The organism is Stenotrophomonas sp. SMYL8, from assembly GCF_036320065.1.
In the GTDB taxonomy this organism is placed as follows: Bacteria; Pseudomonadota; Gammaproteobacteria; order Xanthomonadales; family Xanthomonadaceae; genus Stenotrophomonas; species Stenotrophomonas maltophilia_A.
This window is the reverse complement of sequence record NZ_JAWIRR010000029.1, coordinates 29,632-43,182: the sequence shown is the minus strand read 5'-3', so window position 1 is coordinate 43,182 and position 13,551 is coordinate 29,632. Positions and strand designations below refer to the sequence as shown.

General features: G+C 66.9%; 12 protein-coding genes. 8 read left to right on the top strand and 4 right to left on the bottom strand.

Going from position 1 to position 13,551, the window contains the following annotated elements; genetic code table 11:
• Nucleotides 1-132: 132 nt before the first annotated feature.
• The 4 genes from V3B25_RS18335 to V3B25_RS18320 all read right to left on the bottom strand — a co-directional run bounded on the left by V3B25_RS18335 (nt 133) and on the right by V3B25_RS18320 (nt 5,368).
• Nucleotides 133-594, bottom strand: coding sequence for a hypothetical protein (locus V3B25_RS18335; RefSeq protein WP_049421251.1), 462 nt, complete (start codon nt 592-594; stop codon nt 133-135).
• A 196-nt stretch (nt 595-790) separates the two neighbouring features.
• Nucleotides 791-1,510 (bottom strand): aquaporin Z, encoded by a 720-nt coding sequence (aqpZ, locus tag V3B25_RS18330; RefSeq protein ID WP_329811205.1) that lies wholly within the window; start codon nt 1,508-1,510, stop codon nt 791-793.
• Nucleotides 1,511-1,630: 120 nt separating this feature from the next.
• The gene (locus V3B25_RS18325; RefSeq protein ID WP_329811203.1) at nt 1,631-2,494 is read right to left on the bottom strand and encodes a pirin family protein; all 864 of its coding nucleotides are present in this window, start codon (nt 2,492-2,494) and stop codon (nt 1,631-1,633) included.
• A gap of 810 nt (nt 2,495-3,304) precedes the next feature.
• Nucleotides 3,305-5,368, bottom strand: coding sequence for a 3-hydroxyacyl-CoA dehydrogenase NAD-binding domain-containing protein (locus V3B25_RS18320; protein ID WP_049421253.1), 2,064 nt, complete (start codon nt 5,366-5,368; stop codon nt 3,305-3,307).
• 235 nt (nt 5,369-5,603) lie between these two features.
• Here V3B25_RS18320 and rpoE point away from each other — a divergent pair, with 235 nt between their 5' ends.
• From rpoE to era, 8 genes are all read left to right on the top strand, one after another.
• Nucleotides 5,604-6,224 carry an RNA polymerase sigma factor RpoE gene (gene rpoE / locus V3B25_RS18315; protein WP_010482816.1) on the top strand — a complete coding sequence of 207 codons (621 nt, stop codon included), beginning with the start codon at nt 5,604-5,606 and terminating at the stop codon, nt 6,222-6,224.
• Nucleotides 6,221-7,108, top strand: a complete 888-nt coding sequence (locus V3B25_RS18310) for a sigma-E factor negative regulatory protein (protein ID WP_049421254.1) — start codon at nt 6,221-6,223, stop codon at nt 7,106-7,108. The genes rpoE and V3B25_RS18310 overlap by 4 nt, the downstream gene beginning before the upstream one ends.
• A gap of 74 nt (nt 7,109-7,182) precedes the next feature.
• Nucleotides 7,183-8,718 carry a DegQ family serine endoprotease gene (locus tag V3B25_RS18305; protein ID WP_032129850.1) on the top strand — a complete coding sequence of 512 codons (1,536 nt, stop codon included), beginning with the start codon at nt 7,183-7,185 and terminating at the stop codon, nt 8,716-8,718.
• 179 nt (nt 8,719-8,897) lie between these two features.
• Complete coding sequence (gene lepA, locus V3B25_RS18300; RefSeq protein WP_049463329.1) at nt 8,898-10,691, top strand: translation elongation factor 4; 1,794 nt, start codon at nt 8,898-8,900, stop codon at nt 10,689-10,691.
• A 54-nt stretch (nt 10,692-10,745) separates the two neighbouring features.
• Nucleotides 10,746-11,540, top strand: a complete 795-nt coding sequence (lepB, locus tag V3B25_RS18295; protein WP_032129848.1) for a signal peptidase I — start codon at nt 10,746-10,748, stop codon at nt 11,538-11,540.
• A 52-nt stretch (nt 11,541-11,592) separates the two neighbouring features.
• A complete protein-coding gene (locus V3B25_RS18290; RefSeq protein WP_010482821.1) occupies nt 11,593-11,976 on the top strand; it encodes a DUF4845 domain-containing protein in 384 nt (127 codons plus the stop codon).
• On the top strand, nt 11,966-12,646 hold the full coding sequence (rnc, locus tag V3B25_RS18285) for a ribonuclease III (protein ID WP_032129847.1): 681 nt from the start codon (nt 11,966-11,968) through the stop codon (nt 12,644-12,646). The genes V3B25_RS18290 and rnc overlap by 11 nt, the downstream gene beginning before the upstream one ends.
• The gene (gene era, locus V3B25_RS18280; RefSeq protein WP_010482823.1) at nt 12,643-13,539 is read left to right on the top strand and encodes a GTPase Era; all 897 of its coding nucleotides are present in this window, start codon (nt 12,643-12,645) and stop codon (nt 13,537-13,539) included. The genes rnc and era overlap by 4 nt, the downstream gene beginning before the upstream one ends.
• Nucleotides 13,540-13,551: the final 12 nt, after the last annotated feature.

Sequence of the window (13,551 nt, the reverse complement as noted above, 5' to 3'; positions counted from 1 at the left end):
TGGGGGCGCGCCGGGCGGCGCCCCGCCCCCCCCCCCCCGGGGGGGGGGGGGGGGGCCCCGCCCCCCGCCCGCCACTACCGTCAGGTCGGCTCGCATTGCGGGGATGCTGCCAGGCAGTCATCCCCGTCACCTTCAGCGCCCCGCGGCCACGGCCGACGGGGTCAGGCTCATGCCCTGCGCCAGCTGTTGCAGCGAGCCCAGTTCCTGCGCGCTGTCCGGATACAGCGAAATCTGCGCGTAACGCCCTTTGTCGAGCTTGACCACACTGATGCGACGCTCGGCATAGCCGGGCGGCTGCTGGCCTCCCAGATCGGGCTGATACCAGTACAGCGATTCACCGCCGAAGCTGCCCTTTTCCTGGCGCAGCGAGCGGTTCAATGGAAGGTTGGGATCGCGCGCACTGAGCATCAGGCTCATTACCTCGCGGCCATCGCCGGTGCTGGCGCGGCAGACCAGGAAATCGGCCTGTGCCTGCTGTTGCCACTGCAGGCCGCTGCTGGCCGGCAATGAAGGACATTCGGTGGGAGCCTGTGCAGCGGCGGCCTGGGCCACCGCGAACAGCAGGCTCGACAACACTACAGGCGCGAACTTCATGCATCCCCCAAGGTGGTGTGTCGTTGGCTCCGCCGGATGGACCGGCAGCCTTGGCATCCCATCCCCGGATGCCGCCCCGGCCGGCATGTGCACGGACGGTCAACTCAACCTTAACGGAACGTGAGCGATCGCACAAATCGCGGTTACACGCGTAACCATTGCGGCCGGTGGTCGGCCGCAATGGTCCGCACAGGTCTCAGCGGTCGTTGCCGATCCACTTGTAGATGATGCCGCCGATCGCGCCGCCCAGCAGCGGGGCGACCCAGAACAGCCACAGCTGGCTGACCGCGCCGCTGCCGGCGAAGAAGGCCACCGCCGTGGAACGGGCCGGGTTCACCGAGGTGTTGGTGACCGGGATGCTGATCAGGTGGATCAGGGTCAGCGACAGGCCGATCGCCAGCGGGGCGAACCCGGCCGGTGCCTTGCCGTGGGTGGCGCCCATGATCACGATCAGGAACACGGCGGTCAGCACGACTTCGCACAGGAAGGCCGCGGCCACGCTGTAGCCGCCGGGGGACAGCGCGCCGTAGCCGTTGCTGGCGAATGCACCGGCCTGGCTGCCATCAATGGCGAAGCCGCTGGCGCCCGATGCGATCTGCAGCAGGATGAAGCCGGCCAGCAGGCCGCCGGCGACCTGGGCGATGATGTACGGGATCAGGTCCTTGGTCCGGAAACGACCGCCGGCCCACAGGCCGACACTGACCGCCGGATTGAAGTGCGCGCCGGAGATATGGCCGAACGCATAGGCGCCGGTCACCACGGTCAGGCCGAAGGCCAGCGCAACGCCGAGGAAACCGATACCCAGCGGATTGCCGTCACCGCCGAACTTGGCGGCCAGCACGGCACTGCCACAGCCACCCAGAACCAGCCAGAACGTGCCGAGGAACTCGGCGGACAAGCGTTTACCCATGCTCATGTGTTGCACTCCTTTGACGGTCGAAAGTGTGATTTATGTCACATTTCAATGATCAGCGGGTGACTGTAGTGTCAACGCCGGGTGCAGGGATACACCTTCGGATGTGTGCAACACGCGATGTCAGTACTGCGGCAGCGGGATGAATTCCTTGTCGTCGCCCGGAATGGTGCCGAAGCGGCCGGCCTCCCAGTCGTGCTTGGCCTGTTCGATACGTTCCTTCGAGCTGGACACGAAGTTCCACCACAGGTGACGCGGGCCATCCAGCGGCTCGCCACCGAACAACATCGCCTTCACCGGCGTCTTCGCGCGCAGGCGGCCACGCGCACCAGCCTCGGGGATCACCAGGTGCTGGGCAGGGATGTCCACGCCATCCAGCTGCGCGTCGCCTTCGAGGATGTACAGCGCGCGCTCGCGGTGGCCGTTGTCGATATCGATTTCCGCATCCGGGTCGAGGTCGATCGCCACGTTGAGCGTATCGGCGAATACCTTCACCGGCGATTCTTCGCCGTAGGCGCGGCCGGCAATGACGCGCAGCCATGCGCCATTGCGGCGCTGCTCCGGCAGGGTGGCGGCGGCATGGTGGTAGAACGCCGGTTCGATTTCCTCATGCGATTTCGGCAGCGCCACCCAGGTCTGCATGCCATGGATCGGGTTGTCGTGATCGCGGTCCAGCTGCGGCGTGCGCTCGGAATGGGCGATGCCGCGGCCAGCGGTCATCCAGTTGACGTCTCCGGGTCGGATCACCTGGTCCGAACCGAGTGTGTCGCGATGGCCGATGGCGCCCGACCACAGGTAGGTGACGGTGGCCAGGCCGATGTGCGGATGCGGGCGCACGTCGATGGCGGTGCCGGGGTGCATGAGTGCGGGTCCCATCTGATCGACGAACACGAACGAGCCGATGCTGCGCGCCTGCAGGGTGGGGACGGCGCGACGGACTTCGAGTCCGCCGATGTCGTGCACGCGCGGGGCGATGATGGTGGTCATGCGGGCGTTCTCGCTGGCAGGGATCAGGTGATCAGCATCGCATGCAGCTGTGACGGGGACATGCCCCGTATGGGTAACAGGTTGTTCCAGCCAACGGCGCAGCCCCTCGTGGCTGTGGGTTGGTCGCTGAAGGCAGAAGCAAGATCAAAAGCTGCGCTTGGCCGGGCGGGTGGGTGGCGCAGGGGACGCTGCAAGTACGTCCATGTAAGCTCGATCGCCGCATCCATGCGGCTCACGCCCCTGCGCCACCCACCCGCCCGGCCTCTGACAGTTTCCGTGTGCGTCCAGCCACGGAGAAGAAAAAAGAAAATCAAAGTCAAAATCAAACGCCGGTCGCTTCGCTCGCATCCACGCATGGCGTGGACCAAGCGTGTCGACCAAGGTCGACACCTACCAGCTCCCGAAGGTCACTGACCGTCACCGGGAAACTGTCAGGGGTGAGGCGGTGTGGGCAGGTAGGACCGTTGGCGCCATGGGCCCGAGGCATGCCTCGGGCGGGTTGGGCAGGACGCCCAACCCCGGTCTTGCCGTGTGCGCAGGACAGCGCACACGAGCAAGGCGCCATCGAGCCCCCATGGGTGAGGGCGCTTTGCTTGCGAAGCACTGCTTCGCAAGCGCCCGAACGCACAGCCGCCAGCGGCTGGGCCGGACCGCGGAGCGGGGTTTACGGCGTGTCCTGCCTGCCCACACCGCCCCGCCCAACAAACAGAAAAGCCAGAGCCGGCTGTTGCTCCGGCTCTGGCTCTGGCTCTGGCTTTTGCTTCGGCGGTTGCCTCTGCGGGTGCCGGGCCGCAGGCCCGGCCGATAAACTCACACCACCGGTTCACGCAGGGCGGGGTTGTCCCAGCCCGGGCGCGGTGCGAAACGGTCACCATGGCGCTGCTGCAGCGCCTTCAACCGCTCGACGATCGCGTCGGCACCCACCGCGCGGATGTGCTGGATCGGACCACCGCGGAACGGTGCGAAGCCGGTGCCGAAGATCACGCCGGCATCCAGCAGGTCCGCATCGGCCACCACGCCTTCGTGCAGGCAGGCCACCGCTTCGTTCAACAGCGGCAGGATCAGGCGGTCCTCCAGATCGGCCGGGGCCTGGTAATCGCTGGCCACGTCCGGCTTCTTCGGCTTGCCGTTCTCCCAGGTGTAGATGCCCTGGCCATCCTTCTTGCCGCGCTTGTCCGGTTCCACCGTCTGCAGCGCGGCCGGAATCTGCAGGCCTAGGAACGGTGCCAGTTCGCGGCCGACACCGGCGGCTACGTCCAGGCCCACGGTATCGATCAGTTCGATCGGGCCCATCGGCATGCCGAACTTCACCGCCGCCCTGTCGATCACCGGGCCCGGGATGCCTTCGGCGTAGGCAGTGGCGGCTTCCAGCATGTACGGGAACAGCACGCGGTTGACCAGGAAGCCCGGGCTGCCGGCCACCGGCACCGGGAACTTGCCCAGTGCCTTGCAGAACGCGGCCAGGCGGCGTTCGGTCTCAGGCGCCATGCCGTCGTGATGGATGATTTCCACCAGCGGCATCTGCGCGACCGGGTTGAAGTAGTGCAGGCCAGCGAACTGTGCCGGGCGCTGGATGTGGTCGCGCAGCTCCACTAGCGGAATCGACGAGGTGTTTGTGGTCAGCAGCGCATCCAGCTTCATCTTCGGTTCCAGCGTCTGGTACAGCGCACGCTTGGCTTCCGGGTTCTCGATGATCGCCTCGATCACCAGGTCGGCCTCGGCCACGCCGTTGCCTTCCAGGTCGGCACGCAGGCGCGCGGCCACCGCAGGACGCTTGCTCTCGTCGCGTACCTTCTTGGCGAACAGGGCCTGCGCGCGCTCCATGGCCGGGTCGATGAAGCGCTGCTCGCGGTCCTGCAGGGTCACGTCGAAGCCCTTGTAGGCGGCCCACGCAGCGATATCACCGCCCATCACGCCGGCGCCGACCACGTGCACGTGGCGGATGCCGGAGTCACCACCGCCGAGGCCCTTCAGGCGCTCGGTCAGGAAGAAAATGCGGATCAGGTTGCGCGCGGTCGGCGTGCTGGCCAGCTTCACCACGGCACGCCGCTCGGCATCCAGGCGTGCCTGGATCGGCTTGCCGCCGCTGCGCTGCCAGGTGCTGATCAGCGCGTAGGGCGCCGGGTACTGGTCCTTCTTGGCCTTGCGTGCGACCTGCTTGACCATCTGCGGCGCCAGCAGCGTGCGGGCCAGCCAGGTGTTGGTGGCCCAGGCCGTCGCGCGCTGCTTGAACGGGCGGGTGGTGCCGGACAAGGCCAGCGCGACGGCGGTGTCGAGCACCACTGCCGGTGCCACCACCTTGTCGACCAGGCCGATGCTGCGCGCGGCCGAGGCCGACAGGGTGCGGCCGGTCAACATCATGTCCATCGCCGCCGGTGCGCCGACCAGTTGCGGCAGGCGCGCGCTGCCCCCCCAGCCCGGGAAGATGCCCAGCTGGGTCTCCGGCAGGCCGATGCGGGTGCTGCTGTCATTGGAGGCCACGCGGTAGCGGCAGGCCAGCGCCAGCTCGGTACCGCCGCCCAGGCAGTGGCCGTGGATGGCTGCCACGGTCGGGCAGGGCAGTTCAGCCAGCTTCTGGTAGGTGGCCTGGCCGCGACGGATGGCGTCGTTGACGGTGCCGCGGCGGTCGAACTCCTGGAACTCCTTCAGGTCGGCACCGGCAATGAAGCCGGCCTTCTTCAGCGACTGGATCACCACGCCCTTGGGCGGGTCCAGTGCAATGCGCTCGAGCAGGTCGCCCAGTTCCAGCAGCACGTCCTGCGACATGGCGTTGACGCTGCTGTCCTGACGATCCAGGGAGAGAACCACCACGCCGTCGTCGCGGATCTCGGGGTGCCAGTGGCTGAAGCGGAGACCATCGAAGCCTGAGAGCATGGACGTTCCATCCGGTTGTGTATGGAGAAGCGGCTATGATCCAGAGGTTGTTTCCCTCGCGTCAAATCCCAATAGCAGGGGAGTGGCGACCCCGGATCCATGGCCGTGGACCGGGACGCTAACGGAACGGTGGTTAAAAGCTGGTGCGGCGCCAGGTGATCGGCGACTGAACTTTTCCCGGGATTGGCAGTCTCATTGCCCGACGTCGGTTGGGCTGACAGGAGTGCGGCCCCTCATGGCCGATGTTGATACACCTCAGGAGCTGGATCTGGAACTGGTCCGGCGCGTGCAGCACGGCGAGAGCGCCGCGTTCGATGTCCTGGTGCGCAAGTACCAGCATCGCGTGGTGGCCCTGGTCGGTCGCTACATCGCCGACTGGAGCGAATGTCAGGACGTCGCCCAGGACACTTTCATCCGTGCGTACCGCGCGATTGGAAGTTTCCGCGGCGATGCCCAGTTCTCAACCTGGTTGCATCGAATCGCCGTGAATACCGCCAAAAACTACCTGGCTTCACACAATCGCCGGCCGCCGACCGATGACATCGACATCGGTGACGCCGAACAGTTCGACAGCGGGACGCGCCTGCGCGACACCGATACGCCCGAACGCGAGTTGATGCGCCAGGAACTGGAACAGACGGTGATGAAGGCCGTCAATGCGCTGCCGGAAGAACTCCGGTTGGCGATCACCCTGCGCGAGGTGGAAGGCCTGAGTTACGAAGATATCGCGCAGAAAATGGGGTGCCCGATCGGCACCGTGCGTTCACGGATCTTCCGGGCGCGCGAGGCGATCGACACCGAACTCCGGCCGCTGTTGGACATCGGCAGCGCCACCCGTGAGAAGAGCCGCGTATGACCAGTAATCCGTTCAACGAATCGCAGAACCACCAATCGCCCGCCGGACAGCGCCTGGACCAGCGCCATCGCGAACAGCTGTCGGCCCTGGTCGATGGCGAGCTGGGCGCCGACGAAGCGCGCTTCCTGCTGCGCCGGATGGAGCACGACCCCGAGCTGGCCGGCTGCCAGGAACGCTGGCAGCTGCTGGGTGACGTGATGCGCGGGCAGGCCTCGGCGCTGGCGCCGGCCGGCTTCAGCGCGGCCGTGGCCGCCGCCATCGCTGCCGAACCGGCGCCGCAGGCCGAGCCGCGCCGCGAGGTGCGCCGCAGCGGTTGGCGGGCCTGGGGCGGTGGCGCCGCACTGGCCGCCTCGGTGGCGGCGGTGGCGCTGTTCATGGGCGGCGAGAAGCTGAAGGAAGCCACCCCGGGCGAGCCGTTGGCACCGCAGGTGATCGCCAGCCAGGCCGAACTTGCGCCCGCGCCGGCGCCGACGACGCCGGCTCCGGTAACCGAAGCCTCGGTGGATACCGCCGCAATGGCCGTGGCCGGTGTACCGGCAGTGGCCATGGCCGCGGCCAGCCGACGCCAGGACACCCGTCGCGCCAGCGCTACCCGCAGCCAGCAGGCTGCGCGTGCCGCCCAGCGCGAGGACATGCCGCAACGCGCCGTGGCCGCCGCACAGGCGCCGCTGACCCCGACCGTGCCGGCCAATGCCAGCCGCAACATGCCGTTCGGTGAGGTTGGTGGCCTGCAGGCGCGACCGTGGCCGCGCTCCAGCCTGGCGCCCGCTGCCGGTGGCGCGCTCAATGCGAGCTTCCCGGCCCACGCCGGTGGCGCCGCGTTCTACCCGTTCGAGCCGCGCCTGCAGGACGACCTGCCGGTGCCGCCGCGCCCGCGCGACTGAGCCGGGCGCTTTCACGCCCCGCCGTCGGCGGGGCCCGTATTCCTCTTTCCATCCGATCCGGAGGTTGCCGTCCGATGACTCCCCGACTCCGCACGCAGGCCATGGGCCTGCTGGCCCTGACCCTGCCGTTGGTGGCCTGCGCGCAGGCCCCGGCTCCGGCCGCCCAGACCCAGGCCGCGCCGGCCGCCGCGCCGCGGGCCCCGGCCCAGCCGCTGGTCACGGGCCTGCCTGACTTCACCAATCTGGTCGAACAGGTCGGGCCTGGCGTGGTCAACGTCGACACCACCATCGTCCGCAACAACCGCCAGGCCTCGCGGGGCCCGATGGGCGGCGACGATGACATGCCGGAGTTCTTCCGCCGCTTCTTCGGCCCGGATTTCCCGATGCCGGGGCAGGGCCCGGGCGGTCCGGACGGTGGCCCCAGCATCAAGGGCCGCGGCATGGGCTCGGGCTTCATCATCTCGCCCGATGGCTATGTGCTGACCAACTACCACGTGGTGGCCGATGCCAGCGAGGTGAAGGTCAAGCTGGGTGACCGCCGTGAGTTCACCGCGAAAGTGGTGGGCAGCGACCAGCAGTACGACGTGGCACTGCTGAAAATCGACGGCAAGAACCTGCCGACCGTGCGCGTTGGCGACTCCAACTCCCTCAAGCCGGGTCAGTGGGTGGTCGCGATCGGTTCGCCGTTCGGCCTCGACCACTCGGTCACTGCCGGCGTGGTCAGCGCCCTCGGCCGCAGCACAGGTGGTCCGGACCAGCGCTACGTGCCCTTCATCCAGACCGACGTGGCGATCAACCAGGGCAACTCCGGTGGCCCGCTGCTGAACACCCGTGGCGAAGTGGTCGGCATCAACTCGCAGATCTTCTCCGCCTCGGGCGGCTACATGGGCATCAGCTTCGCGATCCCCATCGACCTGGCGATGAGCGCGGTCGAGCAGATCAAGAAGACCGGCAAGGTCACCCGTGGCCAGCTCGGCGCGGTGGTGCAGGAAATCGACGGGCTGAAGGCGCAGGCGATGGGCCTGCCGGACAGCCGCGGCGCCCTGGTCAACCAGATCGTGCCGGACTCGGCTGCAGCCCGGGCCGGGGTGAAGATCGGTGATGTGATCCGTTCGGTGAACGGCGCGCCGGTCAACAGCTGGTCCGACCTGCCGCCGCTGATCGGCGCGATGGCACCGGGCAGCCGGGTCACCCTGGGGGTGATCCGTGATGGCAAGCCGCGCGACCTCAGTGCCACCCTGACCGCACTGACCGAAGACGGGCAGGCCGGTTCGCGTGGCCCGGCCACCGGCGACAGCGATGCGGCTCCGCAGGCCGGCGCCAATGCCCTGCTGGGGCTGGACGTCAGTGACCTGACCGCACCGCAGCGCAAGCAGCTGGGCCTGGAATCGGGCGAAGGCGTGCGCATCACCGGGGTCAAGGGCCAGGGCGCGCGTGATGCGGGCCTGTCTCCGGGCATGGTGATCCTGCAGGTGGCCAGCACCCAGGTCGGCAGCGTGGACGCGCTGAACCGTGCGCTTTCCAGCTACAAGAAGGGTGACGTGGTGATGCTGCTGGTGCGCACCGGCAGCGGCAACAGCGCGTTCGTCGCGGTCAAGGCCGGCCAGTAAGGCCTGCCGGGGCCGCTTCGGCGGCTCCTGCTTTTCCCCGAAGCCCCGCCCTGGCGGGGCTTCGGCCATTCCGGGCCCGGTCCGATGAGGCCGTTTTCGCGGGCGGGCGCCGGGCATGCGATAATCGACCGTTACCCTGACGACGCCGCGCGCCGCCGCCACCTATGTCTTCTGATTCGATGCGGAACATCCGCAACTTCTCCATCATCGCCCATGTCGACCACGGCAAGTCCACGCTGGCCGACCGCATCATCCAGCTCTGTGGTGGCCTGCAGGCCCGCGAGATGGAAGCGCAGGTGCTCGACTCCAACCCGATCGAGCGCGAGCGTGGCATCACGATCAAGGCGCAGTCGGTGTCGCTGCCGTACCTGGCCAAGGACGGGCAGACCTACCATCTGAACTTCATCGACACCCCCGGCCACGTCGACTTCTCCTATGAAGTCAGCCGCTCGCTGGCCGCCTGCGAAGGCGCGCTGCTGGTGGTCGATGCGGCCCAGGGCGTGGAAGCGCAGTCGGTGGCCAACTGCTACACCGCCGTGGAGCAGGGCCTGGAAGTGGTGCCGGTGATCAACAAGATCGACCTGCCCACCGCCGACATCGAGCGTGCCAAGGCCGAGATCGAGGCCGTGATCGGCATCGACGCCTCCGACGCCGTGCCGGTCAGTGCCAAGACCGGCCTGAACGTGCAGGACGTGCTGGAAGCGATCGTGCATCGCATCCCGCCGCCGAAGCCGCGCGACACCGAGAAGCTGCAGGCGCTGATCATCGACTCCTGGTTCGACAACTACCTGGGCGTGGTCTCGCTGGTGCGCGTGATGCAGGGCGAGATCAAGGCCGGCGACAAGCTGCAGGTGATGTCCACCGGCCGCAACCACCAGGTCGACAACGTCGGTGTGTTCACCCCGAAGCGCAAGGTGCTGCCGGCACTGAAGGCTGGCGAAGTGGGCTGGGTCACCGCCAGCATCAAGGACGTGCACGGTGCGCCGGTCGGCGACACCCTGACCCTGGCCGGCGACCCGGCGCCGAAGCCGCTGCCGGGCTTCCAGGAAATGCAGCCGCGCGTGTTCGCCGGCCTGTTCCCGGTCGATGCCGAGGACTACCCGGACCTGCGCGAAGCGCTGGACAAGCTGCGCCTGAACGATGCCGCGCTGCGTTTCGAGCCGGAAAGCTCCGAGGCGATGGGCTTCGGCTTCCGCTGCGGCTTCCTCGGCATGCTGCACATGGAAATCGTGCAGGAGCGCCTGGAGCGCGAATACAACCTGGACCTGATCAGCACCGCGCCGACGGTGGTGTATGAAGTCCTGAAGACCGATGGCTCGATCATCAACATGGACAACCCGGCCAAGCTGCCGCCGGTGAACCAGGTCGAGGAGATCCGCGAGCCGATCATCCGTGCCAACGTGCTCACCCCCGAGGAGTACATCGGCAACATCATCAAGCTGTGCGAAGAGAAGCGCGGCAGCCAGATCGGCATCAACTACCTGGGCAGCCAGGTGCAGATCAGCTACGAGCTGCCGATGGCCGAGGTGGTGCTGGACTTCTTCGACAAGCTGAAGTCGGTCAGCCGTGGCTATGCCTCGCTGGACTACCACTTCGTGCGCTTCGACGCAGGCCCGTTCGTGCGCGTGGACGTACTGATCAACGGTGACAAGGTCGATGCACTGTCGCTGATCGTGCACCGCAGCCATGCCGACCGTCGCGGCCGCGAGCTGTGCGAAAAGATGAAGGACCTGATCCCGCGCCAGATGTTCGACGTGGCCATCCAGGCCGCCGTCGGCTCGCAGATCATCGCCCGTACCACGGTCAAGGCCATGCGCAAGAACGTGCTGGCCAAGTGCTATGGTGGCGACGTTTCGCGCAAGAAGAAGCTTCTGGAAAAGCAGAAGGAAGGCAAGAAGCGCATGAAGCAGGTCGGCCGCGTGGAGATCCCGCAGGAAGCGTTCCTGGCCGTGCTGCAGATGGACAACAAGTAAGCCCGCACCGGCCCTGCGGGGCCGGTCGTCTGGTGACGTTGCAAAGGACCCTGAATGAAACTGTTTGAGATCCTCCTGGTCGTGCTGACCCTGGCCTCGGGCCTGATCCTGCTTGCGGACAAGCTGTACCTCGCCAAGCGTCGCGCCCAGCGCGCGGGCCTGCTCGATTCCGAGCCGGTGCTGGTGGACTACTCGCGTGCGTTCTTCCCGGTGCTGGCGATCGTGCTGATCGTGCGCAGCTTCATTGCCGAGCCGTACAAGATCCCGTCCAGCTCGATGATGCCGAACCTGCTGATCGGCGATTTCATCCTGGTCAACAAGTTCTCCTACGGCCTGCGCCTGCCGATCAGCAACACCAAGTTCGTGCCGGTGGGCGAGCCCTCGCGGGGTGACGTGGTGGTGTTCCACTTCCCCGGCCATGGCGAGAACGATCCGGCCAAGGGCGAGAACTTCATCAAGCGCGTGATCGGCGTGCCGGGCGACACCGTGGTCTTCGAAGGCGACGGCGTGATCCTCAACGGCGAGCCGCTGAAGTACGACAACAAGGGCATCTACGCCGGCCACAAGGGCCAGGGCGAGGGCGCCAACCTGCTGGTCGAGCACCTGCCGGGCCGCACCCACACGGTGCTGGAGACCGACTATCCACGTGGCCAGGGCCAGTGGACCGTGCCGGCCGGCAAGTACCTGGTGATGGGCGACAACCGCGACAACAGCGACGACGGCCGTTTCTGGGGCCTGCTGCCGGAAGAGAACCTGCGTGGCAAGGCGTTCCTGATCTGGCTGAACTGCCAGGGTTGGTTCTGCAAGGATGGCTTCGAGCCGTCGCGGATCGGCTCGAGCATCAACTGAGCGGGCACCAACTGAGTATTTTCACATCCAACGCGTATCTGGGGAGAACGCAATGAAGACGATGAACACGCAGCGTGGCATGACCCTGACCTCGTTCCTGACGGTCCTGATCGTGGTTGGCTTCTTCCTCTACATCGGCATGAAGCTGTTCCCGATGTACCAGGAGTACTACGCGGTGCGCTCGGCGATGAAGAGCCTGGCCAACGAGCCGGGCGTGGGCAGCATGGAGCCGGCGCGCATCCAGGATCTGTTCTTCAAGCGCCTGTACATCAACTATTCGGACAACGTGAAGCCGGCCAACGTGAAGTTCGACCGTCGCGACAATGGCTGGACCCTCAAGGTCAACTACGAAGTGCGCCGTCAGCTGATCGGCAACCTCGATGTGGTTGGCAAATTCGATTCTTCCCAGGACCTGACACGAAGCGGTGCCCAGTAAATTCATCCAACGTGGCGACCTGATCGGTCATGCCTTCAGTGACCCGGCCCTGCTCAAGCAGGCGCTGACGCATCGCAGTGCCGGTGCGCCGCACAACGAGCGCCTGGAGTTCCTCGGCGACAGCATCGTCAACATGATGGCGGCCGAGGCGTTGTACCGACGCTGGCCCAAGGCCGACGAAGGCGCGATGACCCGTGCCCGTGCCGAGCTGGTGCGTGAAGGCGCGCTGGCGGTGATCGGGCGCACCCTGGAACTAGGCGAACGGCTGACGCTGGGCCCCGGCGAAATGAAGTCCGGCGGTCATCGTCGCGACTCGATTCTGGCCGATGCCGTGGAAGCCGTGGTGGCCGCGATCTACCTGGATGCCGGCTTCGAGGCCTGCCGGGCGGTGGTACTGCCCTGGTTCAGCGCTTCGATCGAGGCCCTGCCGGCTTCCGGCCGGCCCGAGAAGGACCCCAAGACCCGCCTGCAGGAATGGCTGCAGGCCCGACAGAAGGCGTTGCCGCAGTATGAACTGGTGTCAGAATCCGGTGACGACCACGCCAAGCACTTCCGGGTACGCTGCAACGTAGCCGACCCGGCCGCCAGCACCGAGGGCGAAGGCGCCTCGCGGCGGCTTGCCGAACAACAGGCGGCTGCGGCCGTCCTAGAACAACTGGATTCCAAGTGAGCGAACAAACTTCCCATCATTGCGGCAGCGTGGCCGTCATCGGCCGCCCGAACGTGGGCAAATCGACCCTGACCAATGCCCTGGTCGGCGCCAAGGTCAGCATCGTTTCCAACCGCCCGCAGACCACGCGCCATCGCCTGCTGGGCATCGCCACCTATCCGGAAGGCCAGCTGGTGCTGGTCGACACCCCCGGCCTGCACAAGGTGCAGAAGCGGGCGATGAACCGGGTGATGAACCGCGCCGCGCGTGGCTCGCTGGAAGGCGTCGATGCCGGCCTGCTGGTGATCGAAGCCGGTCGCTGGGACGAGGAAGACAGCCTGGCCTTCAATGTTCTGCGCGACGCCGGTATCCCGGTGGTGCTGGTGGTCAACAAGATCGACCGGCTGAAGGACAAGGGCGCGCTGCTGCCGTTCCTGCAGGAAGTCACGGCCGGCCGCGATTTCTCGTCGGTGCATCCGATCTCGGCGCAGAAGCGCAACGGCCTGGAAGCACTGGTACGCGACGTACTGGCGCTGCTGCCGGAAGCGCCGCCGATGTTCGGCGAAGACGAGATCACCGACCGCAGCCAGCGCTTCCTGGCCGGCGAACTGGTACGTGAACAGCTGATGCGCCAGTTGGGCGAAGAGCTGCCGTATGCCACCACCGTGGAAATCGAGCGCTTCACCGAAGATGGCAACCTGCTGCGCATCGGTGCGGTGATCTGGGTCGAGCGCGAGGGCCAGAAGGCGATCGTGATCGGCAAGGGTGGTACCCGCCTGAAGGAGATCGGGGCCAAGTCCCGCCTGCAGATGGAGCGCCTGTTCGGCGCCAAGGTGTTCCTGGAGACCTGGGTGCGCGTGCGTGAAGGCTGGTCCGACGACGAGGCCGCACTGAAGGCCTTCGGTTACGAGTAAGCCGTTGCAGTC